The organism is Haloferax sp. Atlit-12N, assembly GCF_003383095.1.
In the GTDB taxonomy this organism is placed as follows: Archaea; Halobacteriota; Halobacteria; order Halobacteriales; family Haloferacaceae; genus Haloferax.
Genome location: NZ_PSYW01000002.1, coordinates 364,865 through 390,612, shown reverse-complemented (window position 1 = coordinate 390,612; position 25,748 = coordinate 364,865). Strand labels below are relative to the sequence as shown.

Here is a 25,748-nt window from a genome sequence, read left to right as displayed (position 1 = left end):
ACCTTTCGACCGGCGAGCGGCCGCGCCGACAACCGGGCCTCGACCCCACCGGGACGCCCGTCGTCACCGGATGAGTACGTTCTTACCCGCGGCCCCCGCAGGTCGCGTATGACCGACCTCGGAAAGGTCGACCGCGAGTTCTTCGACGAGTACATCTACCCGCGGTTGGGCGCGGCCCGCGACGACGTGGCGCTCGGCCCGACCCACGGCGTCGACTTCGGCCTCCTCGACATCGACGGCACCGCCGTCGCCATCGCGACCGACCCCGTCTCCGTGCTTCCCGCGCTCGGCTTCGAGCGCGCGGGCCGGTTCGCCATCGACATCGTCCTCTCGGACATCGCCGTCTCGGGGCTGGACCCCTCGCACCTCGCCGTCTCCTTTACGCTCCCGCCCGAGATGACCGACGCGCAGTTCGCCGAACTCTGGGAAGCGATGCACGACGAGGCCGACGACCTCGGCGTCAGCATCGTCACCGGCCACACCGCCCGCTACGCCGGCTGTTCGTACCCGTGGGTCGGCGGCGCGACCGCGCTCGCCGTCGGCGACCACGACGACGTGGTCCGCCCGGACGGCGCGAAACCCGGCGACGACGTGCTCGTGACGAAGGGGCCGGGCGTCGAGGCGACCGGGCTCCTGACGACGCTGTTCCCGGGCGCCTTCGCCGACCTCGACGCCGACGTACTCGACGCCGCGCAGGCGCGACTCGACGAGACCGACGCCGTCCGCGACGCGATGACCGTCTCGGCGGCCGGCGGCCGCGGCGTCCACGCCATGCACGACGCCACCGAGTGCGGCGTCCACGGCGCGCTCAACGAAATCGCCGAGAGCGCGGGCGTCCAACTCGAAATCGACGAGTCGAGCATCCCGCTTCGCCCCGGCGTCCGCGAGACCTGCGAGTTCCTCGGCATCGACCCGTGGCGCTCGACCACCGCCGGGTCGCTCGTCGTCGCCACCGACCCCGCCGTCACGGACGACGTGGTCGCCGCGCTCGACGCCCGCGGCACCCCCGTCGGCGTCGCCGGCACCGTCGTCGCGGGCAAAGGTGTCGTCGTCGACGGCGAGCGAATCGAACACCCCGACGTGGACCCCTCGTGGGCCGCCTACGACCGACTCGCCCGCGAGGCCGAGGAGTCGGACGCCGACGAATAAGCGGATTCAGCCCTCGTTTTCCAGCGCTCCCGCGACCCGGTCGAGCGCCGCGTCCGCCGCGTCGACGTCGGCCGCGAGGCTCAGAAAGCCGTGCGGCATGGCGGCCTCGTGGTCGTGGACGACGTCGACTCCGGCGGCGTCGAGCGCCGACGCGTAGGCCGCGCCCTCGTCCCGAAGCGGGTCGAAGCCGGCGGTGACGACGTACGCGGGCGGGAGGTCGGTGTGCGAGTCGGCCCGAAGCGGCGCGGCGAAGGGGTTGTAACGGTCCACCGGGTTCCGGAGGTAGGTGTCGTGGGCCCACAGCACGTCGTCGCGGGTGAGAAGCGGGCCGTCGGTGTTCTCCCGGAGCGAGTCGTGGTCGGCCGAGCAGTCGGTCATCGGGTACAGGAGAACCTGTCTCTCGATATTGGGGCCACCGAACTCGCGAGCGTGGAGACAGACCGCGGCCGCGAGGTTGCCGCCAGCGCTCGTCCCCGCGACGGCGAGGCGGTCAGCGTCTGCGCCGACGGACGCGCCGTGTTCCGCGACCCACTCGACCGCCCGCACGCAGTCGCCGAGACCGGCGGGAAACGGGTGTTCGGGCGCGAGTCGGTAGTCGACCGAGACGACGACGCGACCCGAACGGACCGCGAGCCGTCGGCAGACGCCGTCGATTGAACCCAGCGTGCCCATCGCCCAGAGGCCGCCGTGGAAGAAGACGAGCGCGGGGCGCGTCTCACCGGGTTCGGGATGATAGATGCGGAGCGGAATCTCGTGGACAGACGCCGCTCTCTCGCCGCTCTCGCCGTCGATTGCGAAGTTCGTAACGCGGGCGACCTCGGGCGCGTCGCCGGCCGAGAACACCTCGTCTTCGACCCGGCGGGCGCTCTCGACGCCGAGCGCGGACCACTCGGGGAGCCCCAGTCGCTCGACCTCGGCGACGGCCGCGCGGGCCTGTGGGTCGAGGTCGGCCGCGCGGTCGGCGACCGCGGCGTCGAAATCGCTATTGTCGGCGTCGTCGGCGTCGGGCCGGGACTCGCCATCAGGTCGGTCGTCGCCGTCGGAGCGAACCATACCGGTGGGCCGCGGGCGACCGTGAAAAACACCACGCCGTGCGGGTCGTGAATCTACTTGTCGCGCCGGCGCTTCGACACGCGTATGACCGACGACCTCACCGTCGAGGCCGCCCGCCAGATGGACGCGGCGGACCCGCTTTCGGACCTCCGTGACCGCTTTTTGGTCCCCGAGGGCGAACTGTACATGGACGGTAACTCGCTCGGCCCGCTCTCCGTCGACGCCGAAGCGGCGCTCGAACGCGTCATCGACGAGTGGCGCGACCTCGCCATCCGCGGGTGGACCGACGCCGACCCGGAGTGGTTCACCTACGGCGAGCGACTGGGCGAGCGACTCGCCCCGCTCGTCGGCGCGAACCCCGACGAGGTCGTCGTCGCCAACTCCACTACCGTCAACATCCACGCGCTCGTCGGGACGTTCTACGACCCCGCCCGCGGCGAGAAAATCGTCGTCGACGACCTCGACTTCCCGACGGACCACTACGCGATTCGCGCGCAACTCCGGGCGGCCGGCCGCGACCCCGACGAGGCGCTCCGCGTGGTCGAGAGCCGCGACGGGCGGACCATCGAGACCGAGGACGTGCTCGACGCCATCGACGACGACGTGGGAATGGTGTTTCTCCCGTCGGTCCTCTACCGGAGCGGCCAGCTGTTCGATATCGAGACCATCACCGAGGCGGCTCACGAGGCCGGCGCGCTGGCCGGCTTCGACCTCGCGCACTCGGTCGGTGCGGTCCCGCACCGCCTCTCCGAGGTTGGCGCGGACTTCGCCGTCTGGTGTCACTACAAGTATCTCAACGCCGGCCCCGGTTCCATCGCCGGCCTCTACGTCAACGAGCGCCACTTCGGCGTCACGCCCGCCCTCGCCGGCTGGTGGGGCAACGACAAGGAGACGCAGTTCGACATGGCGATGACCTACGAGCCGGCCCAGTCGGCCGGCGCGTTCCAGTCGGGGACGGTCCCGGTGCTGTCCGCGGCCCCCCTCGACGGCGCGCTCGACATCGTCGAGGACGCCGGCGGCGTGGCCGCCCTCCGCGAGAAGTCGCTGGCGCTCACGGACTACCTCATCGACCTCGTGGACGAGCGACTGCCGGAGTGCGAGGTCGGCACGCCGCGTGACCCCGCGGCCCGCGGCGGCCACGTCGCGGTCGAACACCCCGAGGCCTACCGCGTCAGCCTCGCGCTCAAGGAACGGGGCGTCGTCGTGGACTACCGCCAGCCGAACGTCGTCCGCATGGCTCCCGCGCCGGCGTACGTCGGCTTCGAGGACGTGTACCGGGCGGTCGAGCACCTGCGTGAGATTCTGGACGGGAAAGACTACGAGGCGTTCGAGAAGCAGAGCGGCGGGGTGACGTAATTCGATGTAGTCAGAAGTATAACAAGTTGGCAGAACACGTTCGTATGGATCCCGAGACGCAACTCCTGTCGATACAGCGGTGGCTCATGTTCATCTCGCTCCTTCTCATCGTTCAGACCTACTACATGACCTCGAGTAACTATTCATCTTTCTCCGGTGCTTTACTTCCTCTTCTCGGCATGCTCGGTTTCTTCGTCGTCGTCTGGTTCGGGCTGACGTTCGACGAGTAGCTATCGTCGAGAGCAAGAAGAGAGCAGCGTTCCAGGTCTTGGACTCGGCCGCTTACCAGTCGATGACTTCCTTGTCGCGCCAGAACTTCCCCGCGGGCGCGCCGGGCTTGAACGTCGCGAGCCACGTCGGCGTCTCCGCGCCTTTCTCGACCGGCCGGTTCGCCTCCTCGCCGCCCATGTCGGTGCGGACCCAGCCGGGACACACCGAGTTGGCGATGAGGCCGTCGTCGCCGTACTGGCCGTCGAGATAGGCGGTGAGGCCGTTGAGGCCTGTCTTCGAGATTCGATACGCGGGCGACCCGCCGGACTGCTCCTCGCCGAGCGCACCCATGCCAGACGAGACGTTGACGACGCGGCCGCCGTCGGACTGGAGGAGGAGGGGAACCGCGTGCTTGCACAGGAGCATCGGCCCGCGGAGGTTGACGCCGAGGGTGCGGTCGATTCGCTCGGTCGGTTCGGCGACGATGTCCTCGCCCTCGCCGCCGACGCCGGCGTTGTTGACGAGGATGTCGAGGCGGCTCTGGTCGGCGAAGATGCCGTCGACGACCTCCTCGATGTCGCCCTCTTGGGTCACGTCGAGGAGGACGCGTTCCGTCCCCTCGGGCGTCTCGTTCGTGACGCTGCGCGACCCCGCGTACACCGTCGCGCCGCGGTCGCGGAGGTTCTCGGCTATCTGGCGGCCGATGCCGCGGTTCGCGCCGGTGACGAGCGCGACCTGTCCGTCGAGGTCGTCGTAGCGGTCGGGTTCCATGGCTGCGTCTGCGAACTGAGAAAGGATATTCTCACCGAAGCGTGCCGGCGGTCGCGGCGTACCGGCGAGGGTTTCGGGAGGCCGACGAGTCACTCGACCGCGATAGTGAGTTCGTGGAACTCGTTTCCGGTCCACTCGTACGCATTCATCCGGCCGTCGGGCGAGCAGATGAGATAGACGTAGCCCGGCCACGACGCCTGTTCTCGGTCGGTCGCGCTCGGGACGGGGTCGGACTCGGGGTGCGAGTGGTAGAAGCCGACCGCGTCGTCGCCCGCCGTCTCGACGGCTTCGATAATCGAAACCGTCTCCTCGGGGTCGAGTTCGTAGGCGACCCGCGGGTCGTCGGCGACGTTCGAAACCGGGTGGACGTCGGTGACGGTGCGCGCGTCGCTGTCGCCGGCGAGGACGCCGCAGACCTCCGCGGGCGGGTCGCGGGCGGCACCCTCGCGGGCGTGCGAGAGAATCGAACGTCGGGCGTCGGCTTCGAGGGCGAGCCTACTCGAAGTCACGGCGCATGGCGATTTCGAACCACGGACAGAGACGCAGTTGACGGTACCACTCGGGGTGGTCGTGGAGGTGCTCGTAGTCGACCCAGAGCATGCCCGCGATTTCCTCTTCGTCGGGGTCGAGTGTGGTGTCTTCGAGCGTGACCTTCAGGACGGCACAGACCTCCCATTCGAGGCCGGCGTTCTCGTAGTAGCGCTTGTACTCGAACTTGTCCGTGACGCGGAGGTCGGAGTACTGGTCGGGCGAGATGCCGAGTTCCTCTTCGAGGCGCTCTTCGGTGGCTTCCTCTTGGGTCTGGCCCTCGACGGGGTGGGAGGCGACGGTGCCGTCCCAGGAGGTGTCCCACAGGCGCTTGTTGGGCGCGCGCTGGGCGAGGAGTATCTGGCCCTCCTCGTTGAACACGAGGCAGGTGAAGGCGCGGTGGCGGATGCCGTCGCCCGTGTGGGCATCGAGTCGGTTGACCGTCCCCTCCGCGTTGTCGTCGGAGTCGACGGCGATAACGTCCTGCGCTGCGTTCTTGTGGAGTTCAGTAGCCTCGTCGGCTGCTGCGTTGCTCATGTGCCTTCCGTCGGAGTCGGGGGTCAACTAAGCTTCGATGCGAACCGCGGACCACGCGGCGGCGGCGCGCGATTAGCCGAGACGCTCGTCGAGAATCAGGCGGGTCTTCGTGCTCTTCACGTCGTCGTGCTCGCGGGCGCGGGTGATGAGGTCGTTGACGGCGCGGGTGTCGGCGGCGTCGACGACGAGGACGATGTCCTCCTCGCCGGAGACCTGCCAGACGAAGTCGACGTCCTTCCAGTCGGCCATCAACTCGGACACGTCGTTGGTGTCCACGTCGACCGCGACGGTCACCTCTATCATCGCCTTCAGGTTCCCCGTGCGGGTCGAAATCGTAAAGCGCTCGATGACGCCCTCCTCGACCAACCGCTCGACGCGGTTTCTGACGGTCCCCTCGGAGGTCCCGACTTCGGCCGCAATCTCCGTGTTGGGGGTCCGAGCGTCCCGTCGAAGGATATCGAGGATACGTCGGTCAAGCTCGTCCATATCTCACGTGCCGTCCCCAGCGACTTACCGATTACGAATTTCGTAACTCGACTTCGAAAGTAACACTTATGCACCCGTGTTCCGTTCGTTTCTCGTAATGTCGGACGCCTATCTGGCGCTGGAAGACGGTCGCGTGGTCGAAGCGCGTGGCCGTGTTCCGGGGCGCACACGCGGTGAACTGGTGTTCACAACCGCATATACGGGATACGAAGAGAGTCTGACCGACCCTTCGTACGAAGAACAAGTTCTCACCTTCTCGTACCCCCTCATCGGGAACTACGGCGTCCGAGCCGAGCGATTCGAGTCCGACCGGGTCCACCCTCGGGCGGCCGTCGCACGCGAGTTCACCGAGGAGGTCGTCGAGTGGCTCGCCGACGAGGGCGTCCCGGCGGTCGACCACCTCGACACGCGCGACCTCGTCACGTCCATCCGCGAGGAGGGCGCGATGAAGGTCGGAATCGCCGTCGGCGAGGACGTGACCCCCGAGGACGCGAAGGAGGAACTCGCGCAGTGCAAGGGCATGAGCGAACACGTCGACATCGGCGCGCAGGTAACCACGACCGAACTCACGACGTTCGAGGGCGACGGCGACACCACCGTCGCGCTCGTCGACTGCGGCGCGAAGGGCTCCATCGTGGACTCCATCGTCGACCGCGGCGCGACGGTCCACGTGCTCCCCTACGATGCGGACGCCGAGGACGTGTCCGCGCTCGAACCCGACGTGCTGTTCATCTCGAACGGCCCCGGCGACCCCGAGAACTACACCGCGACGCGCGAACTCGTCGAGGAGTTCGCCGGCGAGGTCCCGCTGGCGGGCATCTGCCTCGGCCAGCAGATCGTCGCCAGCGCGCTCGGCGGCACCACCGAGAAGATGGCCTTCGGCCACCGCGGCGTCAACCAGCCGGTCCGCGACCTCCAGACCGGCAAAGTCGTCATGACGACCCAGAACCACGGCTACACCGTCGCCGACCCCGGCGACAAGCTCGACGTGACGCAGGTCAACGTCAACGACGACACCGCCGAGGGCCTCGCCAGCGAGGAACTGAGCGTCATCACACGCCAGTACCACCCCGAAGCCCACCCCGGTCCTCACGACTCGCTCGGCTTCTTCGACGACGTGCTCGCCATGGCGGGTACAGAGGGAAACGAGCATAAGCCCCGAGCCGTCGCCTCGGACTGACCACCGCGACCACGACCGCGACCGAACTCGAATCCGCGGCCGATTGCACCCGGCCGCGACCGGACGAACGCTGATTTTTCTGACACGTTTCTCGGCGAGCGACGCGGCTCGTATTTCGGACCTAATGTGGTAGAAACTGTCAAACGGTTTCCCGACGTACGCTCTGTGATGGACGACGTCTCGCTCATCGAACGCGGGTTCGAGGAGTTCCCGGCGACGATTGCCCTCCTCGACAGACACGGAGACATCGTCTACACGAACCGGGCGTGGCGGACGTTCGCCGACGCGAACGACTACGTCGGCGACCCCGATTCGACGGGCATCAACTACCTCGACGTGTGCGATGTGGCCCGCGGGACCGACGAAATTGCCGGCGTCGTCGCCGACGGCATCCGCGCGGTGCTCCGCGGTGAGCGCGACCTCTTCACCGTTGAGTACCCGTGTCACTCGCCCACGGTCTACCGGTGGTTCGCCCTCCGCGTCGTCCCGATAGACACGCCGAGACACGGGAATTTTGCGCTCGTCGCGCACTTCGATATCACCGACAGGCGGCTCGCGGAACTACAGGTCAACGAGAAGAACGAGCACCTCGCGGCGCTCGTCGGCGTGCTCGCCTCGGAACTCAGAGCCCAACTCGCGTCGGCCACCGCGTCCGCCGAGCGCCTCGCCGCGGTCGACGGCGACGACGCGGTGGCGCTCTCGGAGAGCCTCTCGCGCATCGACTCGCTCGTCGAGTGGAGCATCGGCATCGCCGAGCAACCGAGCACAATCGACCTCGCGCCGGTGGACTTCCGCGAGCACGTCGCGCAAGCGCGGGCCGTCGCGTCGCTCGACGGCAGGGGCGACGCCTCGATTCGGGTCGTCGGCGACGGGTCGCTCTTGGCCGACACCCACCTCTTCGGGCTGTTCTTAGTCGCGGTGCTCACGAACTGCTTCGAGCGGAACGACTCACCCGGTCCGTCGTTCAGCGTCGTCGTGGGAACGACTGCCGACGGGTTCTACATCGACGACGACGGACCCCACCCGTCTCCGGAAGAGCGCGCGGCGGCGACCGCGGATTCGAGCCAGTTGCTCGGCGTCGACTACAACTCCCCGCATCTCCCGACGGCGCGACGAATCGCCGACCTGCACGGCTGGCAGTTCGACGTGGGGGACTCGGAACTCGGCGGGGCGCGCTTCGAGGTCCGCGGCGTCGAATGGAACTGACCGACGTTCGGTCGTCGTCGAAAACGGCGAACTGCACGCCCGTCAGGAGAGGTCCGCTTCCATGACGAACGTCGGCTCCTCCGCGAGGTCGCTCCGGGCGAGCGACGCGTCGGAAATCCAATCGATTCGCTCGGGGAGCAGGACGCGCGTCCGGTCCGCGCCGACAGACGCGGCGTCGCGTCGAACCGCGTCCAACAGCGACCCGCAGGCCGACGCGTCGTCCCACGCGGCGACCGCGTACTCGGCCCACGTCACCTCGCCCTCGTCGTCGCGTTCGCGCGAGTAGGTTCGGTTCCGGTAGGTGAAGCCTGTCGCGCGGTCGTCGCCGACGACGAACAGCCGGTCGTCGGCCGCGGCATCGTGGAGGCGGTCGCGGGTCAGTTCGGAGAGCGCCCACGACTCGACGGGGTCGAGCGCGAGTCCTGACAGCTCGGTCCGAGCCCCGCTCCCGGTCCAGTAGGCCCACGCGGCGTCGGCGTCGTCGCCGACCACCGCGTCCGGTTTGGCGGTCGCGTCCGGCTCGGGCGTCGCCCAGCGGAACTCGATGCCGGGGTCGAATCCGACGGTGCGGGCGTTGGCGAGGCTCGGGACGTTCCACGAGTGAATCATGTTGCGGACGCGGCGCGCTCCCCGCTCGCGCGCCCAGTCGAGAAGCGCGTGCGACAGCCGGGTCGCGAGGCCCTGCTCGCGGTAGTCGGAGGCGACGCGCATGCCCTGCGCCCAGCCCTCGTACTCCGAAAGCATGACGACCTGTGCGATGGCGGCCACGTCGTCGGAGGGCGTCTCTTCGCCCATATCGACGAGGAGCGTCGCCTGCTCCAACTCGCCGGGGGAAATCCAGTCGTGGTAGATGTCGGGGATGTAGTCCGACCCGCCGCGGTCGGCCCACGTGTCGCGGGTGAACGCGGCGACCGCGTCGTAGTCCTCGGGTCGGGCGGGTCGAATTTCCATCAAGTTACTCCCACGGGACGGAGCGCTGGGTCAGTTCGCCTTCGAGGTTCCGACCCATCGCGTCGGTCGGGTCCGCCAGGTTGGCGAGCGACCACATGAGCTTCACCTTCGCCGTGCCGGGGAGCGTGTCGCCCGCCTCGACGACGCCGGCGTCGAGCAGGTCGCGCCCGGTGTCGTAGACGCGGTCGCAGACGCGGCCTTCGAGACACTGCGAGGTCATGGCGACGGTGGTCCCGTCTTCCACGAGTTCCTCGAACCGCGGGATGAGGTCGGTGTGGACGTGGCCGAGGCCCGTCCCCTCGATGATGACGCCGGCCTTCCCGTCGAGGTAGTCGAGCGCCGCGGGGTCCATCCCGGGCGTGAACTTCACGAGTTCCACCTCGGATTCGATGTCGGCGTGGAGCGCGAGGTCGGCCTCGCCGCGGGGGGCGTAGTCGCGGCGGAACGTGACCTCCTCGGCCTCGTAGTCGACCTCGCCGAGCGGCTTCGCGCCGACGGTCTCGAACGCGTCGCGCCGGGAGGTGTGGTTCTTGCGGACGCGCGTCCCCTCGTGGAGCGCGCAGACGTCGTCGGACTCCGAGGCGTGCATGCAGACCATGACCTCGGCGGCGTCGGCCTTGGCGGCTTCGACGGCGCAGACGGCGTTCATGACGTTGTCCGACGAGGGTCGGTCCGCCGAGCGCTGACTGCCCGTGAAGACGATGGGAACGGGCGTGTCGAGCATGAACGACATCGCCGACGCGGAGAACTGCATCGTGTCGGTGCCGTGCATGACGACGACGCCGTCGGCCCCGGCTTCGATTTCCTCGGCGATGGCCTCTGCGAGGTCGACCCACACGTCGGTCGTCATGTTCTCCGAGAGGATGTTGGCGACGACGCGGCCGCGGTAGTTCGCCCGCCCCGCGAGGTCGGGGACGGCCCGGAGCACGTCCTCGGCGTCGAACTGCGCGGTCACCGCACCCGTGCGGTAGTCGACCGTCGAGGCGATGGTCCCGCCGGTCGAGATGAGCGAGACGGTCGGGAGGTCGTCGTCGAACTCGATTTCGGAGGTGCCGTCGCCCTCGGACTGTGCGTCTTCGATGTCGTACACGTCGGTTTCGAGCACGTCAACGTCGGCTCCCTCGCGGGCGATGCCGACGTTGTACCCGCCGTCGAGCTTGACGACGAGGTGGTCCTCGGTGGAAGACGGCATGAGCACGCCTTCGTTCGTGACGTCCGCGCGGGTGACGCGGACGCGGTCCCCTGCGTTCATATCGCGGGATACCGTGGGGGCAGACTTCAAACCCACCTTTTTACCGTTCGGGGTCGCCGGAGGCGACCCACTCACGGTAAAAACCTGGAGGGAAAAACGCCGAGTAGCTCGCTTCGCTCGCGACTCGGGACGACAACTGAGGGAGAACCGAATCGCACGGGCGCAACGAATGAGCTGTCTGCGCCCACGACATAACGGACACAAGACATTTTAGCCGACCGGGTGTCTGCCAGCGTATGCTTCCCACGATACTCCTCCAGTCGCGCGGCGCAGGCGCGCTCGTAATCGGCCTGCTGTTTTTCCTCCTGTACCTCGGGATGGTGGTGTGGACGTACCGCGACGCGAAGCGACACAGCAGTCACCCGGCGTTCCTCTGGGCCGTCGTCGTCTTTCTCGCCCCGCTTCTGGGAATCGTCCTGTACCTCATCTTGGGTCGGGGTTCGTAACCACCGCGTCGCGCCTCCTTTTCGACGGGAATCTATCGCGCCGGCACAAGAGCCATCAGGCTCGCCCGCGACCCTGTACACATGCAACGGTCGGACCAACGAGAGTCTGAGCAGTCCGTCGACGACCTGCTCTCCGGAGTGAGCCGCGAGAGCGACGAGGCGGCGGAGACGGGTCGGTCGGCGTCGTCCGGCGGCGGTCGCCTCAGCGGACTGTTCTCCCCGCGCGTGTTCCTCGCGGCGCTCCTGCTCTCCATCGGCGGACTGCTCGTCGGCGGCGCGATTCCCATCGTCGGTTTCGTCGGGCGGTTCGTCGGCATCGCCGCCGCCGGCTTCGTCCTCGGCCTCGTCGGGTCGAAGCGACACTACACGGAGGTCGTGCTCGCCGGCGCAATCGCCGCGGGCCTCGCGTTCGTCCTCTCGACGCTGTTCGCCGTGTTCGCGCCCTTCGCGGTCCAACTGCTCGCGGACTACGGCGTCGCCATCGCGGGCGTCGGCGCGGCGAGCGGCGGGCTCGCGGGGCTGGTCGGTCACTACTTCGGCCGCGACCTCCGGGCGGGCCTGACAGAGGAGTTGTAGGCGTCAGTCGATTCGCCAGCGGTCGCCGTTGTGAGCGACGAGGTCGCCCTCGGCGAGGTGGTGCAGCGCGCTGTCGACGACCGCGGGGTCCGCGTTGAGGTCCTTCGCGATGCCGCGGACGGTGTTCGACCCGTTTGCGAGCGCGGCGAGAATTTCCGCGTAAAAGCGGCTGTCGGCGTCGACGCCGAGGCGGTCGTTGAGGCGGTCGAGCACGTCGGTGATGCGGCCCTGAACCCACCGCTGGGCCAAGGAGAGTTCGTTGTCGAGTTCCTCCAGTTTCCCGAGTTCGCGCGCTAGCTCCGAGACGTCGTCGGTACCGGCGTTCTCGACTTCGAGCGTCACGTGCGGGCAGCGCCCGGCCATGTCGAGGCTCGGACTCGGCGGATAGGCGCTCTTCGCGCCGAACCCGTACGGCGAGACGTTCACCTCCAACCTGAGGTTCCGCGAGATGTGGAAGTACTTGCGCCGCTGGTCGTCGGTGCGCGACTCGATGAGCCCCGCGTCCTCCAGCTTTCGGAGGTGGTCGATGACGGCCTTGGGGCTGACGCCGAGGTACTCGCTTATCTCGGTGACGTAGCACGGTTTGTGCGAGAGCAACCGCAGGATGCGCCGGCGGTTTTCGTTCCCGAGTAGGTCAAGCAGTACCGCGGAGTCCATTACGAGGTCATAGACTGCGGGCGGGGAAAAGCCTGACTCATGTGATACTCTCCGCCGTCGTGCGATTAGCGATTGTGACTCACGGGGCGCTGTCGGGGCGGGAGCGGGGCGCTCAGGGGGCCGGCTCCGGCGTCTCTGAGAGGCGGTCGAACGCCCGCGACGCGAGGAACACCGCGAGGAACGAGAGGGCGACCGTGATGCCCGCGAGGAGCGCCCCCGCTTCGTACTTCAGCGGCGGGTAGTAGCCGAGGCCGTAGTCGAACACGTCGTTGACGAGCGCGAGCGTGAGGGCGAGCCCGAGCGCGCCCTTCGTGGTTGCACCGTAGCGCGGCACGACGAGGGCGAGCGCGAGAAAGCCCGCGTGGGTGAGCATGATGCCCCAGTAGTCCCAGAGCGCGGCCCCCGAGAAGCCGATGTAGAGGTCGGGCCGGAGGTTGAGCGCGACGACCGTCCAGACCCCGTACTTGACGAGCCAGACGAACGCGAGTGTGTGGAGGTACGCGAGTGGCCGGTTGACCGGGGCGTCGGCGACGCGGCGACCGAGGTTCGGAAGGAGCGTCGCGGCCGACAGCGTCATCAGCGCGAGGGCGGTCGGCGAGTCACCGAAAAGCGGGTAGAGGAACGTCGGCAGGTCCGAGAGCGCGGGGTCGGAGTGGACGTAGAAGCTCACCCCGACGAGGAACGCGGCGGCGTTGAGGACGAGGAAGACGACGAGGCTCGGGCCGTTTCCGAGGTAGTACTCCGTCCAGTCGTCCACCGCGGCGTCGAGGTCGAAGTCGCGCAGACCCATCGCCGAGTCGGACGGCGCGCCGAAAGAAAAGGCCGTCGGGGCGAAAAAATCCGAATTCGATGGCTCAGTACGCCACCGGTTGTCATCCCATGTCGGGAGCAAAGGACAGTTAGCCCGGCGCGCCGAACGGCGACGCATGGACGCAGCACTCATCATCCTCGACGGGTGGGGTCTCGGCGACCACGACCGCCGCGACGCCATCAAGGCGGCGGACACGCCGAACTTCGACCGCTACCGCGACGCGGGCGCGTTCGGAACGCTCATCGTCGACGGCCGGCGCGTCGGCCTTCCGGACGGCCAGATGGGCAACAGCGAAGTCGGTCACCTCAACATCGGGGCCGGCCGCGTCGTCAAGCAGGCGTACACCCGCATCGGCGACAGCATCGACGACGGCTCGTTCTTCGAGAACGAGGCCATCACGGCCGCCTACGACCACGCCGACGAACACGACGGCCGCGTACACCTCATGGGCCTCGTCTCCGACGGCGGCGTCCACTCCGACCAACAGCACCTCCACGCGCTCATCGAACTCGCCGCCGACCGCGGCGTCGAGGCCGTCACCCACGCCTTTACCGACGGCCGCGACACCAGCCCCACCGGCGGCGAGGAATACCTCTCGGACCTCGAAGCAGTCGCCGAGGAGCAGGGAACCGGCGGCGTCGCCACCGTCTCCGGGCGCTACTACGCGATGGACCGCGACCAGAACTGGGAGCGCACCAAGCGCGCCTACGACGCCATCGTCGAGCGCGAGGCGGAGTGGACCGCCGACACCGCCGTCGACGCCGTCACCGAGTCGTACGACCGCGGCGACACCGACGAGTTCGTCGAGCCGACCGTCATCGACGACGCGCCCGCCCTCGAAGACGGCGACTCGGTCGTCTTCTTCAACTTCCGCGCCGACCGCGCGCGACAGCTCGTGCGGATGCTCTGCGACATCGAGCCCGTCTGGGAGTTCGAGACGACGCCGCCGGAGATTCTCATGACGACGATGACGCAGTACGACAAGACGTTCGACGTCTCTGTCGCCTACCCGCCGGAACAGCCCGAGGACACGCTGGGTGAGGTGCTCGCCGGGGCGGACATGACGCAGCTTCGGATGGCCGAGTCCGAGAAGTACCCCCACGTCACCTACTTCCTCAACGGCGGCCGCGAGGTCGAGTTCGACGGCGAGATTCGGAACATCGTCGAGAGCCCCGACGTGCCGACCTACGACCTCCAGCCCGAGATGTCCGCGGTGGAACTCACCGACACGGCCATCGGCATCATCGAGTCCGACGACCCGAACGTGATGGTGCTCAACTACGCCAACCCCGACATGGTCGGCCACACCGGCGACTACGAGGCCGCCATCGAGGCCGTCGAGGCCGTCGACGAACAGCTCGGGCGGCTGGTCGAGCGCGTCCGCGCCCACGGTGGCCACGTCTGTATCACGGCCGACCACGGCAACGCCGACGACATGGGCACCGAAGACGACCCGCACACGGCCCACACGTTCAACCCCGTCCCGTTCGTCTACCTCGCGGCCGACCGCGACGACGAGGCGGCCGCGGAGAACGCCGCCGAGGACGAAGCCGCTGAAGACGAAGCCGCCGAGGTCGACCCCGACCACCCGCTTTCGGGCGGTCGGACCGTCCGCGAGGGCGGGTCGCTGTGCGACATCGCGCCGACAATCCTCGAACTCGTCGGCGTCGACCAGCCGTCCGCGATGACCGGCGAGTCGCTGTTAGATTAGAATAAGACGCCACCGCTCGCGCACCGATTCTCGCGTTTTCTTTCTCCGTCGCTGTTTTCCTACGCGCCGGACTCGCCCCGGTAGCGGCGGTACGCGGTCGGGACGAGCATCGACACGCCCGCGACCGCCGCGAGCACGACGAACTCCGGGCGGACGGCCGCGGCGAGGGACTCGGTCGTGAGCGTCTCGACCGACGCGCCGGCGATGACGCCCGCGACGGCCCACGGGAGTTCGCCGACGGCGGTTCCGAGCGCGAACGCGCCGAGTCGGACGTTGGCGACGCCCGCCGCCACCGAGACCACGTCGGAGGGAATCGGCAGCAGGCGGCTCGCGGCGACGCCCCTGACGGAGCCGGTCTGTTCGACGGTTCGCTCGCCGACGTCGGCCAGTCTGGTCGTCCCGCGGTAGCGCCGCGCGAAGAGGAACGGCGGGACGCTCGTGAGGACGATGAGCGCCAGCGCGAACGGCACGCCGACCGGGCCAAGGCCGTAGCCGACGACGAGCGCGAGGAGCGTCGTCGGCCACGCGAGAAGCGGGCGGACGAGCGCGAGCGCGCTCACGACGACGACGAGCCGAACGGGGTCGGCGGCGACCCACGCCGCGCGCCCGATGACGGCGTCTGGCGACGCGAGCAGGAGGCCGGCGACGACGGCCGCGAGCGCGAGGCCAGCGGCGAGGCGCGGACGGGGCACGGAAGCTCTGGGGTCCGTCGTCGCGCCGCGACCAAACGCTTTGTGCTTCGGAGGGCTTTAGCCCGACCCCGTTCGATTGGCTCCCGAACCGTGACCGAGCCCACACGCGACGAGCGCGTCGAACTCGCGCTCGACCTCCTCGCGCATCTCGAAGCCGACGAACTCTCCCTCGCCGAGGTTGTCGACCGCATCGAGACGGTCACCACGGACCCGACGCTCACCCGCGACATCCTCGATACGGCGGAGCTACGGGGCATCATCGAGCGTGACGGCGGCCGCATCCGTCACAACCGCGGCGGCACGTTCGTCAGGTTCGAGAGTCAGGTCGTCCAGCGCGAGGGCGACTTCGACTGCCGCCGGTGCGGCGCGTCAATCTCGACGGGCCACTTCGTGAAGTTCGAGTCCGGCGAACTCGGGCCGTTCGGCTCGTCGTGTATCAGAAAAGTGCTCGGTCGGGAGTAGCGGTCGCGACCGCCGCGACCGGCCGGAACGGCTCGCTTACCGCCCGCGGCGGAGTTCTTCGATGAGCTGTTCGACCAGCTCCTGCTGGTAGCGAATCTGCTCGCTTTGGGTCTCGACGACCTCGCGGAGCGACTCGATTTCGGCGGCGAGTTCGGCGTAGTCGGCATCGACAGCACCGGCGTCGGCCGACTCGGAGTCGGCGGCCGATTCGAAGCCGGAGCCCTCGAACCCGAGGTCCGCGGCGTCGGCGACGTTGTCCGACGCCGACTCGGTCGCCGTCGATTCGGCAGCCTGCTTCGCCTCGGCCACCGCGCCGGTCGCGGACGGGGCTTCGACGGACTGCGTCCGGGCGGTCTGTTGGCTCGGCTCGGCAGGCGCGTCGCTCTCTGCGCGGGTGGCGTTCGCCGGCTCGTCGGACAGTTCGCCGGGGTTCGCGCTCAGCGGGTCGGGGCCCGCGCCGAAGTCGGTGTTGTCACGGTCGGCGTCGGCGTCGGCGGACTCGTCGTTCGCCCGCGCTTTCTCCATCTGGACGCGGAACTCCTCGAGACTGCCGACGCCGTGGTAGTCACACAGCGCCCGCGCGAGTTTCTCGCGGACGAGTCGCGCCTCCTCGTTGGGAATCTTGAACCGCTCTTGGCGGCCGTCGACGGTGAGCACGACCGTCGTGGCGACGCTTCCCGACTCGAATTCGAGGTCGGTCACGTTGGCGTAGTGGTACGATTCGTAGTCTTCGTCCCAGACCGCGCTGCCGATGTGCCGGACGACGCGGGCGTCGGTGACGACGAACGTGAGTTCGCTGAATCGGAACGTCTGGACGACGCGCTCGCCGTCCTCGTCGGTCACGCCGGCGGCCGCGAGCACGCCCTCGACGATGGGCTGGAGCGCGTCGTCGAGTCGCTTCGAGGACATCGAGAACGTCTCGCTCCCGTCGAGACCGTAGTCGAGCGAGAGCTTCGCTTTTCGTCGGCCTTCCTTGACGGACAGTCGCTCGGCAGCGTGCGAGAATTCGTCGACGGACTCGTCAGAGAGGAGGCCTTCGGCCCGATAGACGAGCGTCCGCGTCGGAGTTACAAACAGTTCGTCCTCGCCCCCGAGGTGGACGCGCGTCACCACGTCTTCCTCTCCGAGGACGGACTGGACGATCTCCGGTTGGCTCATGCGTGTGTGCACCCAGTGTTGGGACATAAATCCGCGGGTGACGACGCGAATCGAGTGGCGTGGTGACTCGCCCCGCGGCCGTCGGAGATGAGAAGCTTAAATACAACCAGCACACAACGGGAAGTTGAGCCCGGGTGGCTTAGCTGGACATAGCGCCGCACTCATAGGGTTTCACAATCGGTGCGGAACGCCTTGGAAGCCTCCGCCCCTCGCGAGGTCATGCCGGCCTCGCACCTGGGACATGCGGAGATCGTGGGTTCGGAGCCCACCCCGGGCATTCTTCGATTCGTCACACGTCGAGAGTCGTCCGCGGGTCTCGATGACCACGCTCGTTTTCCCGGAACGCCGTCGCTGTGAGCCGCGGCCACACGTCGAAAAAAGCCGAAGAAGAGTCGGTGACGCTAGTCGAGCGGGTCGTCGAGTTCGCCCATGACCGCTTCGAGGGCGTCGGTCGCGGTGAGGAGGCCGACGACCTCGCCGTCCCGCAGGACGAGCGCGAGCTCTTGGTCTTCCGCCTGGAACTGGTCGAACGCGTCGCTGACGTTCGTGTCGGCGGCGAGCGTCATCGTCGGCGTGGCGATTTCTTCGAACGAGCGCTCGCCGGCGCGGAGCGCCTCGAAGTTGTCGATAATGGAGGGCGCGTAGACGACGCCGTGGAAGTCCGTCAGCGACTCGCCGACGAGCGGAAAGCGGGTGTGCGGCGTGTTCCGAATCCGGTCGAAGTTCTCGCCGGGCGTCGCCGCCGTCGAGAGCGAGACGATGTCGTCTGTCGGAATCATGATTTCGCTGATGGAGAGTTCGTCCACGTCGAGCGCGTTGAGCACCTCGTCGCGGCGCTCTTCGGGGAGTTCGCCCTCTTGGAGAAGCGAGTCCAGACGCTCGCGGAGTTGGCCGCGGGACTCGATGACGTCGGTCTCGGTTTCGAGCCACGCGCCCGTCATCTCGATACCGAAGAGCTTGAGCGTCCACTTGGCGACCCAGTCGCCGAACTTGATGATGGGCGAGATGGCGACGTAAAACCAGTGCAGCGGCGTCGCACCGTAGCGACAGACCATCCGGGAGCGCTCGACGCCGAGGTACGTCGGCGTCTGCTCGCCGTGGGTGAGGTGGAGGAGATTGATAATCATGTACGCGATGAGCGCGCCGGCCCCGATGGTTGCGAGCGTCGTGCCGGCGAACAGCGGCTCGAACAGGGCCGCCAGCGCGGGTTCGGCGACGATACCGACGGCGATGCTCGACGCCGTGATTCCGACTTGGCAGGTCGTGAGATACAGCTCGAGCTCCTGGGTCATCTCCCAGGCCCGTTCGAGTCGGGAGTCGCCGTCGACGAACTCGGACTCGGTGAACTGGCGCGCGCGGGTCAGCGCGAACTCGATAGCCACGAAGAAACCGTTCGCGAGGATGAGAAGTACCCCCGCGACGAGGCGTATACCGATCTCTGTTGGGGTCATCTGTGTCGGTGTCCGGTTCGTTCGCGTTCGACCCGTTAGAAAGCATCGGCCGTCCGGACGTATATGTAGTAGATTATCGGGAATTGTGTATTATTCAATTTGAACTGAGGTTCTGACAACGGTGCCGGGAAAGTTAATGTCGCAGGCGACAGACGGCCGGACGAATGACGGGTCGAGAACTCGACGCGTTGGACAGGAAGATACTGTACACGTTGCAGTCGGAGGCGCGCCGCACGTCGTCGACCGATATCGCCGACGAACTCGACGCCTCGGCCAGCACCGTCCGAAACCGTATCCGGCGGCTCGAAGCCGACGGGGTGCTCCGCGGCTATCACGCCGACGTTGACTACGAGCGCGCGGGCTACCAACTTTACACGCTCATCGTCTGTACGGCCCCGATTCCGGAGCGCGAGGAGTTAGCCGAGGCCGCTGCCGCGGTCCCCGGTGTCGTCGAGGTACAGGAGGTGATGACCGGCGAGCGGAACGTCATGGTCCGGGCCATCGGCGTCGACGGCGACGACCTCAGCCGAATCGGCGAGGAGTTAGACGAACTGGGGCTTCGCGTCTCCGACGAGGACCTGATTCGGAACACCCACCGCCGACCGTACGCGAAGTTCGGCGACGGCGACGGCGAGTGAGCCACGTGGGGACGTCGCCGGTCGACCGCAACCGTGGTTCGCGTGCGACCGATAGGCGAAACGGCTTTAAGAGCCCCGAGGACAGGACACACGGCAATATTCGAACGCTCACGCGACTGGTGATGCGGTTCCCGAACCACCGGTACAGCTTTGACAGGTGATAACGAACTGGTAATCGCCGTTGTCAGAGACCCTCCCGTTCGCGTCGGTCTCTCGCCGACCGGACGCCCCCCACCACCACCACCATCACCACCAGAGCGGTTCAACGCGCTCCGACAACGGGTAGACGCAAGCTGCAACAGCATCGCGCGGTCGGGTCCCCCGCACTCGCCGCGTGGTACGCTACGTGGTTTCATCGGACGACCTCCCCCGGTCGTTCGCTTCCGACGGCGTCCACGCCTCGGTTTTTCGTTCTCCACCGCCCGTGACTTGTGAGCGACGGGACACCGCTGTCGAGCGGTCGAGCCGGGGCTGACTCAGTCGAGTCGCTCGACCTGAATCAGCGCGACGGGGTCGTCCCAGCCGTAAACGGCGGGGTCGAGGTCGCCGTCGCCGACGATGCCGGCGTGCGGCGTGACGACGCCGCCCTCGGCGAGGTCCGGGTCGCTCGCGCCGGTTCCCTCGATGCCGGAATCGATGCCGTAGAGGGCCTGTGCAGGGGGGACCATGTCGCCGTACGCCTCCGTGTTGACCTCGGTTCCGGCGTCGTAGCTGGCCGCGAAGTACGACCGCGACTCGTTCACCCGCTCCGGGAGCGGGACGGTGTCGAGGCCGGCGAAGCCGTCGTTCGTGCCGATGAGCATGCTGACGAACGAGAGGTACGCGCCGCTGGCGTCGGTCTCCAGTTCGAGCGTCGCGGCCGCGGGGAACATCTCGCTCGCCGGGAGTTCGTCGGGGACGAGGGGCGTGTCGCCGACAGCGACGCCGCGAACGTCGTCGGTTTCCTCGGCCAATTCGCCGAGCGGGCCGAGGTTCCCGTTCTCGGCGAGTTCCCTGATGGCGTCGCTCGCCGGGTCGCCGACGGCGAACAGTTCCACGCCGGCGCGGTGGGCGACCACCGCGGGCGGGGTGAACGGCTGCCCCGTCGTCAGGTTCGCCACCGTCACGCGGTAGGTCCGCGCGGACTGGCCGGTTCCGTTTCCGGCCGATTGGCCCGGAAGGCTCGCACTACCCAGACAGCCAGCGAGGGCAGTCAGCACGCCCGCGCCGGTCAGTCCGAGTACGGTTCGTCGCGTCGTCGGAGTCGTCGTGTCTCTCATTGGTCTCACGTGTGGTCGGTTCCACGAGAACGAAGACGCGAGACCGGCTAAAGGCGATTTTTCGAGATTCGGGGTGACTCCGTGACGAATCGGGGTCGAGTCTGTACCAAATTCGGCTGGGACGATGAGCGAGGGACCGAAGTCTGTCGATGAGGTCGGTCGTCACCGGACCGTCACGTAGGTCAGGAACGCCAGCGCGACGAGTTGCAGGGCGCGGAGGACCAACACGGCCTGCTGGACGTGAGGGTCGCCGGAGTAGAGGCTCTGCATCGTGAAGAAGAAGTAGAGCGCGACGGCGTTCTCGACGAGCATGACGACGGCGAACGCGAGCAGGCCGAGGACGAGCGAGGTGCGGAACGTCCGGTAGTTGCGGATCCACACGGCGGTCAGCGCCGCGAGGAAGACGATGTTCGCGCCCGAGAGGGCGCTGGCCGCCATGATTTGGGTGTCCATTGCCATGGTCAATCGAGGTGTGTCGCGATTTCTTCGAAGGTGTCGCGGTACCGTTCGAACTGGTCGGTGAGGAAGTACAGTCGCCCGTACTTGTCGCCGCCGGCCTCGACGACTCCGTGGGATTCGAGGGCGTCGAGGTGGTGTCTGATGGTCTTGTAGCCCACGTCGAGTTCGTCGGCGAGGCGGTTCGCGTTCTGCGGGCGCTCCGAGAGGACGCGGATGATGCGGACGCGATTCTCGCCGCCGCGGGTCGCCGTGAGCAGATACCAGAGCGCCTTCTCCATCGACTGTTCGTTTGACTGATTGGTCGAGCGCGGTAATATTCTCGTGGGTGCCGTTCGACGCGACGAGTTCGACTCGGCGACGACCGAACATGAGCGTTGTTCCAGTTCCGTACCAAATTCGGGTGGAGTCTCCGGGCGCGTCGGGTTGGTCGATGCCGCCGCACCGACGGCGTTCGCCGGTGTCCGAGGCGGAGCAGACTCGGCCTCGTCGGCGGCCCGACTCGAACCGGCAGGACCCTCCGGCGGCAGTAAGGGATATGTCGGTCGCGTCCTACGAAAACTCGTATGGACGACGACACCGGACGGAACGCGTGTGCCATCGAGTCCCCGAAGGGGCGACCCTGTCCCTTCTGCGGCACGTCGATGGACCACCGCCACTGCAAGTACGTCTGCCCGGAACACGGGGTCGTCTACGACTGCAGCGACACGTTCTGGTAACGAAACCTGACAGGAGACGCCCGCACTGGTACCACCGCGAAGTCGGCGGGTTCCCGGGTCGATTTCACGATGGTACGAAGCGTTATGTCGGCAGAGACCTAACGAATGACCGTCCTCCCCGGTCAGCTCAGTTGGTCCCGATGACGGACGCAGTCACGCACACGAAACGATGCTCAACGAATCACAGGTCGAGGCGGGAAAAGACATCCAACAGCGGACGGGAAAGACGTTTTACTTCGCGACGCGCCTCCTTCCGGAGCGCGTCAGACACGCCACGTACGTGCTGTACGCGTTCTTTCGGGTCGCCGACGAGGTCGTCGACGCCGAGGAGACCGCGCCGCCGGCACAACAGCGCGAGCGTCTCGAACGCCTCCGCGCCGAGGCGCTCGGCGAAGTCGAGACCGACGACCCCGTCCTGTCGGCGTTCGCCGAACTCAGGGAGCGCTACGGCATCGACCCCGACGATGTGAACGTCTTCATCGACGCGATGGAGTCAGACATCGAGAAGGACCGCTACGAGACCTACGACGAACTTGAGACGTACATGGACGGGTCGGCCTCCGCGGTCGGCCGGATGATGACCGACGTCATGCGTCCCGACGACCCCGAGGCGGCGCTCCCGCACGCGACGGCCCTAGGACAGGCGTTCCAGATGTCGAACTTCCTGCGCGACGTGGGCGAAGACGTGGTCGAACGCGACCGCGTCTACCTCCCGCAGACGACGCTGGACCGCCACGGCGTCGACGCCGAACAGATACTCGACCTCGAATTCGACGAGCGCGTCGCCGACGTGATGCGCGACGAACTCCGCCGAGCGGAATCGCTGTACCGCGACGGCGTCGCCGGCATCGAGTACCTCCCGTCGGACTGTCAGTTCCCGGTGCTCCTCTCGGCGGTGCTGTACGCCGACCACCACCGGTCGATTCGGAACCTCGGCTACGACACGCTCACGACGACGCCCGAACTCAGCTTCGGGCGAAAGGTGACGCTCCTCGCGAAGACCGCGGCGTACTGGGCCGTCTGGCGCGACCCCGTGGCCGTGTTCAAGACCGTCAGCGTCGTCCCGTACCCGGACGACGACGAACTCGACGCGGAGTTCGGTCCCGGTTCGACGCCGGCCAGTCGCACCCGGCGCAGCGGACGCGTCTCCGGTTGGCTCCGGTCGCTGAACCGCTGGGGCTCTGACTGAGCGACGCGCGATTTTTCCGCGACTGAAACGGTTTACTGGATGGCCGACAGAGCCCACGGCATGCACCGCGTCACCCTCGACACCCGGTTAGACGACTGTCCGCTGGGACGGGTGACCGCCGCGCACGACGTGACGCTGACCACGCCGTACTGGAATCTCTCGCCCGAGACTGGACGGTGCGACCTCTGGGTCGAAGCCTCGTCGCCGGGGCGGTCACAGTTGGAGTCCAGCATGCGCGCGCTCAGAGACGCTGACGGCGTCGACCGCTTCGAACTGAAGCGGAAGCGCGGGTCGAACGCGACGGCCCACGTCGTACTCGCGGAGACGGCCGCCATCGAGACGGTCATGGCCAACGGCGGCGCGGTCATCGCTCCGTTCCGCGACAGAGACGGCTGGGAGCGGTGGCACCTCGGCTTCGCCGAGCCCCGGGCCGCGGCCGCGACCCTCGACTCACTCGACCGCCGCTACGAACTCGCCGTCGTCGAGCAGGCGCCGCTCGGCGGGTCGGTCGCGGCCGACGTCTTCCGGAACTTCGACGAGGCCGCGACGCTCCTCGACGGCTGTGCCCGGCTCACCGAGGCCGAGTCACGGGTGCTCCGAACGGCGGTCGAACACGGCTACTACGAGACGCCGCGGGGAGAGTCGCTCGCGTCACTCGGCGAGCGGTGCGGCGTCTCCGACGTGGCCATCTCGAAGACGCTCCGACGCGCGGAGCGAAAGCTCCTCGGAGCCGCCGTCTCCGCGCTCGCCGACCTCGACACCGACCGGCTGAACGTCGGGGGCGGCGACGGACGTTAGCATACTAACCGTCGGGTACTCCGGGGTCGCGGGCGTTCGTTTCGGTAATGAGCGCACACGCCGACGAACCGCTCTCGGCTGACGACGAACCGAGACTGATTCCCGACGCGCCCCCGCAAACCGCCGACTCGCTTACGCCCGCGACCCCGTTGTCTCCCAACCGCTCACGCCATGGTCGGTGAGTCGCTTCTCGTCGGTCGGTACCGAAACGCCGCCCTGTTCGTGTTCTTGGCGGCGATTTGGGGTGGGACCTACCCCGCGGTGACGGTCGGACTGTCGTCGTTTCCCCCGATTCTGTACGCCGCCCTCCGACTCGACCTCGGCGCGGCTCTCCTGTTGCTGTACGCGGGGTGGCGCACCGACTACTGGCGACCCCGCACGCGACGCGACTGGGCGGTCGTCGCGGCGGCCGGTCTCCTGACACTCGGCGGGTACGGCATCCTCCAGAACATCGGCCAGCAGACCGTCCCGAGCGCGGTCGCATCGGTGCTCGCGGGGCTGATTCCGATACTGACAATCGGGTTCGCGAAACTGTTTCTCCCCGACGAGCGGTTCGGGCCGGTCGAACTGCTCGGCGTCGCCGTCGGCTTCCTCGGACTCGTCGTCATCACCGACCCGGACCCGTCGAATCTCCTCGGAGGGAACGCCGTCGGACTGGCGATACTGGTGCTCGCCGCGGCGTCCTTCGCGCTCGGCGGCGTGCTCACCCAGCGAATCGACAGCGAGATGCCGTTCGCCGCGCAGACCGCGTGGGCGATGGTCGTCGGCGCCGCCGCGAGCCACCTCGCGAGCGCCGCGACCCCGACGGAGTCACTGGCGGAGGTCGACCCGTCGCTCGCGGGCGTCGCAGGTCTCGTCTACCTCGGCGTGGTCGTGAGCGCGCTCGGCTACCTGCTGTACTTCTCGCTTCTCCCCCGACTCGGCTCCGTCGAACTCAATCTCATCACCTACGCCATCGCCGGCTTCGGGACCGTCTACAGCTGGCTGCTGTTCACCGAACCGGTGACCGCGACCACGCTCCTCGGCTTCGGCATCGTCCTCCTTGGGTTCGGCCTGCTCAAGTGGAAACGACTCGGGGCCGTCTATCGAGGCCGTCGTCGCGGCGTCGAGTCGGACTGAGAACAGAACAGCCGCCGGAGAACACCAACGCTCAGGAGCGCCACGGCAACCGCCGCGGAAGCCGCAGGAGCCGCGAGTCGAACCGGTCCGTCTTGAGCAGTCCGACGCCGAACAGCGCGGCGACGGCGACGGGAATCCAGTTGCCGAACCACGCGTTGATGCCGCCCCAGAGGATGACGAAGCTCACGAGGTCGTCGAGCATGAACTCCGTGCGGTCGAGTCGCGCGAGGAGCGCCTCGCGGTCGAACGACCAGTCGAGCGCGACGACGGCGACGGTGGCGCTGACGACCCAGCCGGCGTAGTTCGAAAGCGGGACGCCGTAGAACAGGCGCGCATCGTCGGCGAGGCGGTAGTACTCCCAGAAACCGAGCGCGACGGCGCCCGGGTCGAGCACCACGTCCATGGCGAGGACGGCCGCGATGACGACCCCGAGACGGACGACCCCGTTGCGGGCGCGGTCGCCCAACAGGAGCAGACACAGCAGGTAGGCGTTCATCACGAGCGGGATGAAAAACACCGGCAGCCCGACCGGAACGCCGGCGACCGTCGGCCCGAGGTCGACGCCGTAGTGGAACCAGCCGTAGGGCCAGCCCGTGGTGACGCCGGTGTACTCGATGGCGTAGGCGTAGGCGGTGAGCGCGCCGACGCCGAGGGCGGCCCGCCGGGTCACGAGCGGGAGGACGCCCACGATGAGCGGCGAGCGCATCACGAGCGTCCCGAGGAGGATGAGAAACGCGTTGAACGCGAGCGGGTCGGGGAGCCAGCCCATCGCACTGGCGACGAGGAGCACCGCGCCGTTCAGCGGGAAGAACACCGAGATGGTAAAGCGGTTGTCGCGCACCAGCCGGTCGAGCGCCGCCTCCGCCTCGCTCCGGGTGGACGGCAGGCGCGCTCGCAGGTCGCTCACGCTCACGGACGCACCTCCAG

30 protein-coding genes and 1 tRNA gene are annotated in these 25,748 nt (G+C 67.9%); 15 read left to right on the top strand and 16 right to left on the bottom strand.

Features of this window, described 5'->3' with window-relative positions:
- Positions 1-108: 108 nt before the first annotated feature.
- The gene (locus C5B90_RS10325) at positions 109-1,149 is read left to right on the top strand and encodes an AIR synthase family protein (protein ID WP_115881247.1); all 1,041 of its coding nucleotides are present in this window, start codon (positions 109-111) and stop codon (positions 1,147-1,149) included.
- Positions 1,150-1,155: 6 nt separating this feature from the next.
- On the opposite strand, the gene C5B90_RS10320 is transcribed toward C5B90_RS10325, so the two are convergent.
- Positions 1,156-2,202 (bottom strand): alpha/beta hydrolase, encoded by a 1,047-nt coding sequence (locus tag C5B90_RS10320; RefSeq protein WP_115881245.1) that lies wholly within the window; start codon positions 2,200-2,202, stop codon positions 1,156-1,158.
- 84 nt (positions 2,203-2,286) lie between these two features.
- Between C5B90_RS10320 and kynU the strand changes: the two genes are divergently transcribed.
- Positions 2,287-3,558 carry a kynureninase gene (gene kynU / locus C5B90_RS10315; protein WP_115881243.1) on the top strand — a complete coding sequence of 424 codons (1,272 nt, stop codon included), beginning with the start codon at positions 2,287-2,289 and terminating at the stop codon, positions 3,556-3,558.
- Between the two features lie 44 nt (positions 3,559-3,602).
- On the top strand, positions 3,603-3,788 hold the full coding sequence (locus C5B90_RS10310; RefSeq protein ID WP_115881241.1) for a hypothetical protein: 186 nt from the start codon (positions 3,603-3,605) through the stop codon (positions 3,786-3,788).
- 52 nt (positions 3,789-3,840) lie between these two features.
- Here the strand turns inward: C5B90_RS10310 and C5B90_RS10305 are convergent, their stop codons facing one another.
- The 4 genes from C5B90_RS10305 to C5B90_RS10290 form a co-directional block, all read right to left on the bottom strand.
- Entirely contained in the window at positions 3,841-4,539 is a 699-nt protein-coding gene (locus C5B90_RS10305) for an SDR family NAD(P)-dependent oxidoreductase (protein WP_115881239.1), read from the bottom strand.
- Between the two features lie 89 nt (positions 4,540-4,628).
- Complete coding sequence (locus tag C5B90_RS10300) at positions 4,629-5,048, bottom strand: desampylase (protein WP_115881237.1); 420 nt, start codon at positions 5,046-5,048, stop codon at positions 4,629-4,631.
- On the bottom strand, positions 5,035-5,604 hold the full coding sequence (locus C5B90_RS10295) for an NUDIX domain-containing protein (RefSeq protein ID WP_058566919.1): 570 nt from the start codon (positions 5,602-5,604) through the stop codon (positions 5,035-5,037). Before C5B90_RS10295 ends, C5B90_RS10300 begins: the two co-directional genes overlap by 14 nt.
- 72 nt (positions 5,605-5,676) lie before the next feature.
- Positions 5,677-6,090 (bottom strand): Lrp/AsnC family transcriptional regulator, encoded by a 414-nt coding sequence (locus tag C5B90_RS10290; RefSeq protein ID WP_004042482.1) that lies wholly within the window; start codon positions 6,088-6,090, stop codon positions 5,677-5,679.
- A 97-nt stretch (positions 6,091-6,187) separates the two neighbouring features.
- On the opposite strand from C5B90_RS10290, the gene carA reads away from it, so the two are divergent.
- Together carA and C5B90_RS10280 are read left to right on the top strand one after the other, a co-directional pair.
- The gene (carA, locus tag C5B90_RS10285) at positions 6,188-7,270 is read left to right on the top strand and encodes a glutamine-hydrolyzing carbamoyl-phosphate synthase small subunit (protein WP_115881235.1); all 1,083 of its coding nucleotides are present in this window, start codon (positions 6,188-6,190) and stop codon (positions 7,268-7,270) included.
- A gap of 168 nt (positions 7,271-7,438) precedes the next feature.
- Positions 7,439-8,476 carry a PAS domain-containing protein gene (locus C5B90_RS10280; RefSeq protein ID WP_115881233.1) on the top strand — a complete coding sequence of 346 codons (1,038 nt, stop codon included), beginning with the start codon at positions 7,439-7,441 and terminating at the stop codon, positions 8,474-8,476.
- 42 nt (positions 8,477-8,518) lie between these two features.
- Here the strand turns inward: C5B90_RS10280 and C5B90_RS10275 are convergent, their stop codons facing one another.
- Positions 8,519-9,427: a GNAT family N-acetyltransferase gene (locus C5B90_RS10275; protein WP_115881231.1), complete on the bottom strand. Its 909-nt coding sequence runs from the start codon at positions 9,425-9,427 to the stop codon at positions 8,519-8,521.
- Positions 9,428-9,431: 4 nt separating this feature from the next.
- Positions 9,432-10,679 (bottom strand): Glu-tRNA(Gln) amidotransferase subunit GatD, encoded by a 1,248-nt coding sequence (gene gatD / locus C5B90_RS10270; RefSeq protein WP_115881229.1) that lies wholly within the window; start codon positions 10,677-10,679, stop codon positions 9,432-9,434.
- 236 nt (positions 10,680-10,915) lie between these two features.
- Between gatD and C5B90_RS10265 the strand changes: the two genes are divergently transcribed.
- Entirely contained in the window at positions 10,916-11,125 is a 210-nt protein-coding gene (locus tag C5B90_RS10265) for a PLDc N-terminal domain-containing protein (RefSeq protein WP_058566924.1), read from the top strand.
- An 81-nt stretch (positions 11,126-11,206) separates the two neighbouring features.
- A complete protein-coding gene (locus C5B90_RS10260) occupies positions 11,207-11,701 on the top strand; it encodes a hypothetical protein (protein WP_115881227.1) in 495 nt (164 codons plus the stop codon).
- Positions 11,702-11,704: 3 nt separating this feature from the next.
- On the opposite strand, the gene C5B90_RS10255 is transcribed toward C5B90_RS10260, so the two are convergent.
- Entirely contained in the window at positions 11,705-12,358 is a 654-nt protein-coding gene (locus C5B90_RS10255) for a metalloregulator ArsR/SmtB family transcription factor (protein WP_115881225.1), read from the bottom strand.
- Positions 12,359-12,470: 112 nt separating this feature from the next.
- Positions 12,471-13,148 (bottom strand): DUF1405 domain-containing protein, encoded by a 678-nt coding sequence (locus tag C5B90_RS10250; protein ID WP_115881223.1) that lies wholly within the window; start codon positions 13,146-13,148, stop codon positions 12,471-12,473.
- A gap of 136 nt (positions 13,149-13,284) precedes the next feature.
- On the opposite strand from C5B90_RS10250, the gene gpmI reads away from it, so the two are divergent.
- On the top strand, positions 13,285-14,880 hold the full coding sequence (gene gpmI, locus C5B90_RS10245) for a 2,3-bisphosphoglycerate-independent phosphoglycerate mutase (RefSeq protein ID WP_115881221.1): 1,596 nt from the start codon (positions 13,285-13,287) through the stop codon (positions 14,878-14,880).
- Positions 14,881-14,939: 59 nt separating this feature from the next.
- Here gpmI and C5B90_RS10240 read toward each other — a convergent pair whose 3' ends face one another.
- A complete protein-coding gene (locus C5B90_RS10240) occupies positions 14,940-15,572 on the bottom strand; it encodes a TVP38/TMEM64 family protein (protein ID WP_115881219.1) in 633 nt (210 codons plus the stop codon).
- A gap of 90 nt (positions 15,573-15,662) precedes the next feature.
- Here C5B90_RS10240 and C5B90_RS10235 point away from each other — a divergent pair, with 90 nt between their 5' ends.
- Positions 15,663-16,034, top strand: coding sequence for a DUF5830 family protein (locus C5B90_RS10235; RefSeq protein ID WP_058566930.1), 372 nt, complete (start codon positions 15,663-15,665; stop codon positions 16,032-16,034).
- Positions 16,035-16,070: 36 nt separating this feature from the next.
- Here C5B90_RS10235 and C5B90_RS10230 read toward each other — a convergent pair whose 3' ends face one another.
- Positions 16,071-17,192 (bottom strand): hypothetical protein, encoded by a 1,122-nt coding sequence (locus tag C5B90_RS10230; protein WP_115881217.1) that lies wholly within the window; start codon positions 17,190-17,192, stop codon positions 16,071-16,073.
- Between the two features lie 128 nt (positions 17,193-17,320).
- Between C5B90_RS10230 and C5B90_RS10225 the strand changes: the two genes are divergently transcribed.
- Positions 17,321-17,469 (top strand) — tRNA-Met (locus C5B90_RS10225).
- Between the two features lie 124 nt (positions 17,470-17,593).
- On the opposite strand, the gene C5B90_RS10220 is transcribed toward C5B90_RS10225, so the two are convergent.
- The gene (locus tag C5B90_RS10220) at positions 17,594-18,643 is read right to left on the bottom strand and encodes a CNNM domain-containing protein (protein WP_115881215.1); all 1,050 of its coding nucleotides are present in this window, start codon (positions 18,641-18,643) and stop codon (positions 17,594-17,596) included.
- 164 nt (positions 18,644-18,807) lie between these two features.
- Between C5B90_RS10220 and C5B90_RS10215 the strand changes: the two genes are divergently transcribed.
- Complete coding sequence (locus C5B90_RS10215) at positions 18,808-19,281, top strand: Lrp/AsnC family transcriptional regulator (RefSeq protein WP_115881213.1); 474 nt, start codon at positions 18,808-18,810, stop codon at positions 19,279-19,281.
- Positions 19,282-19,757: 476 nt separating this feature from the next.
- Here C5B90_RS10215 and C5B90_RS10210 read toward each other — a convergent pair whose 3' ends face one another.
- The 3 genes from C5B90_RS10210 to C5B90_RS10200 all read right to left on the bottom strand — a co-directional run bounded on the left by C5B90_RS10210 (position 19,758) and on the right by C5B90_RS10200 (position 21,277).
- Positions 19,758-20,540: a spondin domain-containing protein gene (locus tag C5B90_RS10210; RefSeq protein ID WP_115881211.1), complete on the bottom strand. Its 783-nt coding sequence runs from the start codon at positions 20,538-20,540 to the stop codon at positions 19,758-19,760.
- Between the two features lie 162 nt (positions 20,541-20,702).
- A complete protein-coding gene (locus C5B90_RS10205; protein ID WP_115881209.1) occupies positions 20,703-20,999 on the bottom strand; it encodes a hypothetical protein in 297 nt (98 codons plus the stop codon).
- A 2-nt stretch (positions 21,000-21,001) separates the two neighbouring features.
- Complete coding sequence (locus C5B90_RS10200; protein ID WP_004969621.1) at positions 21,002-21,277, bottom strand: winged helix-turn-helix domain-containing protein; 276 nt, start codon at positions 21,275-21,277, stop codon at positions 21,002-21,004.
- Between the two features lie 285 nt (positions 21,278-21,562).
- On the opposite strand from C5B90_RS10200, the gene C5B90_RS20810 reads away from it, so the two are divergent.
- From C5B90_RS20810 to C5B90_RS10185, 4 genes are all read left to right on the top strand, one after another.
- Complete coding sequence (locus C5B90_RS20810) at positions 21,563-21,715, top strand: HVO_2523 family zinc finger protein (RefSeq protein ID WP_004974999.1); 153 nt, start codon at positions 21,563-21,565, stop codon at positions 21,713-21,715.
- 169 nt (positions 21,716-21,884) lie between these two features.
- Positions 21,885-22,904 (top strand): phytoene/squalene synthase family protein, encoded by a 1,020-nt coding sequence (locus C5B90_RS10195; RefSeq protein WP_115881207.1) that lies wholly within the window; start codon positions 21,885-21,887, stop codon positions 22,902-22,904.
- Positions 22,905-22,964: 60 nt separating this feature from the next.
- Positions 22,965-23,702 carry a helix-turn-helix domain-containing protein gene (locus C5B90_RS10190; RefSeq protein WP_115882484.1) on the top strand — a complete coding sequence of 246 codons (738 nt, stop codon included), beginning with the start codon at positions 22,965-22,967 and terminating at the stop codon, positions 23,700-23,702.
- A gap of 171 nt (positions 23,703-23,873) precedes the next feature.
- Positions 23,874-24,821, top strand: coding sequence for a DMT family transporter (locus C5B90_RS10185; RefSeq protein WP_115881205.1), 948 nt, complete (start codon positions 23,874-23,876; stop codon positions 24,819-24,821).
- A 31-nt stretch (positions 24,822-24,852) separates the two neighbouring features.
- Here C5B90_RS10185 and cruF read toward each other — a convergent pair whose 3' ends face one another.
- Positions 24,853-25,734, bottom strand: coding sequence for a bisanhydrobacterioruberin hydratase (cruF, locus tag C5B90_RS10180; protein ID WP_199517474.1), 882 nt, complete (start codon positions 25,732-25,734; stop codon positions 24,853-24,855).
- Positions 25,735-25,748 lie beyond the last annotated feature (14 nt).

Excerpts from the sequence above, each read along its gene's own strand:
- C5B90_RS10210 (WP_115881211.1), bottom strand. The coding sequence starts at position 20,540 with ATGAGAGACACGACGACTCCGACGACGCGACGAACCGTACTCGGACTG.
- C5B90_RS10290 (WP_004042482.1), bottom strand. The coding sequence starts at position 6,090 with ATGGACGAGCTTGACCGACGTATCCTCGATATCCTTCGACGGGACGCT.
- C5B90_RS10185 (WP_115881205.1), top strand. The coding sequence starts at position 23,874 with ATGGTCGGTGAGTCGCTTCTCGTCGGTCGGTACCGAAACGCCGCCCTG.
- C5B90_RS10195 (WP_115881207.1), top strand. The coding sequence starts at position 21,885 with ATGCTCAACGAATCACAGGTCGAGGCGGGAAAAGACATCCAACAGCGG.
- C5B90_RS10320 (WP_115881245.1), bottom strand. The coding sequence starts at position 2,202 with ATGGTTCGCTCCGACGGCGACGACCGACCTGATGGCGAGTCCCGGCCC.
- C5B90_RS10250 (WP_115881223.1), bottom strand. The coding sequence starts at position 13,148 with ATGGGTCTGCGCGACTTCGACCTCGACGCCGCGGTGGACGACTGGACG.
- C5B90_RS10295 (WP_058566919.1), bottom strand. The coding sequence starts at position 5,604 with ATGAGCAACGCAGCAGCCGACGAGGCTACTGAACTCCACAAGAACGCA.
- C5B90_RS10305 (WP_115881239.1), bottom strand. The coding sequence starts at position 4,539 with ATGGAACCCGACCGCTACGACGACCTCGACGGACAGGTCGCGCTCGTC.
- C5B90_RS10265 (WP_058566924.1), top strand. The coding sequence starts at position 10,916 with ATGCTTCCCACGATACTCCTCCAGTCGCGCGGCGCAGGCGCGCTCGTA.
- C5B90_RS10310 (WP_115881241.1), top strand. The coding sequence starts at position 3,603 with ATGGATCCCGAGACGCAACTCCTGTCGATACAGCGGTGGCTCATGTTC.
- gatD (WP_115881229.1), bottom strand. The coding sequence starts at position 10,679 with ATGAACGCAGGGGACCGCGTCCGCGTCACCCGCGCGGACGTCACGAAC.
- C5B90_RS10230 (WP_115881217.1), bottom strand. The coding sequence starts at position 17,192 with ATGAGCCAACCGGAGATCGTCCAGTCCGTCCTCGGAGAGGAAGACGTG.
- C5B90_RS10190 (WP_115882484.1), top strand. The coding sequence starts at position 22,965 with ATGCACCGCGTCACCCTCGACACCCGGTTAGACGACTGTCCGCTGGGA.
- C5B90_RS10280 (WP_115881233.1), top strand. The coding sequence starts at position 7,439 with ATGGACGACGTCTCGCTCATCGAACGCGGGTTCGAGGAGTTCCCGGCG.
- C5B90_RS10260 (WP_115881227.1), top strand. The coding sequence starts at position 11,207 with ATGCAACGGTCGGACCAACGAGAGTCTGAGCAGTCCGTCGACGACCTG.
- C5B90_RS10220 (WP_115881215.1), bottom strand. The coding sequence starts at position 18,643 with ATGACCCCAACAGAGATCGGTATACGCCTCGTCGCGGGGGTACTTCTC.
- C5B90_RS10215 (WP_115881213.1), top strand. The coding sequence starts at position 18,808 with ATGACGGGTCGAGAACTCGACGCGTTGGACAGGAAGATACTGTACACG.
- gpmI (WP_115881221.1), top strand. The coding sequence starts at position 13,285 with ATGGACGCAGCACTCATCATCCTCGACGGGTGGGGTCTCGGCGACCAC.
- carA (WP_115881235.1), top strand. The coding sequence starts at position 6,188 with ATGTCGGACGCCTATCTGGCGCTGGAAGACGGTCGCGTGGTCGAAGCG.
- C5B90_RS10255 (WP_115881225.1), bottom strand. The coding sequence starts at position 12,358 with ATGGACTCCGCGGTACTGCTTGACCTACTCGGGAACGAAAACCGCCGG.
- C5B90_RS10325 (WP_115881247.1), top strand. The coding sequence starts at position 109 with ATGACCGACCTCGGAAAGGTCGACCGCGAGTTCTTCGACGAGTACATC.
- kynU (WP_115881243.1), top strand. The coding sequence starts at position 2,287 with ATGACCGACGACCTCACCGTCGAGGCCGCCCGCCAGATGGACGCGGCG.
- C5B90_RS10200 (WP_004969621.1), bottom strand. The coding sequence starts at position 21,277 with ATGGAGAAGGCGCTCTGGTATCTGCTCACGGCGACCCGCGGCGGCGAG.
- C5B90_RS20810 (WP_004974999.1), top strand. The coding sequence starts at position 21,563 with ATGGACGACGACACCGGACGGAACGCGTGTGCCATCGAGTCCCCGAAG.
- C5B90_RS10205 (WP_115881209.1), bottom strand. The coding sequence starts at position 20,999 with ATGGCAATGGACACCCAAATCATGGCGGCCAGCGCCCTCTCGGGCGCG.
- C5B90_RS10275 (WP_115881231.1), bottom strand. The coding sequence starts at position 9,427 with ATGGAAATTCGACCCGCCCGACCCGAGGACTACGACGCGGTCGCCGCG.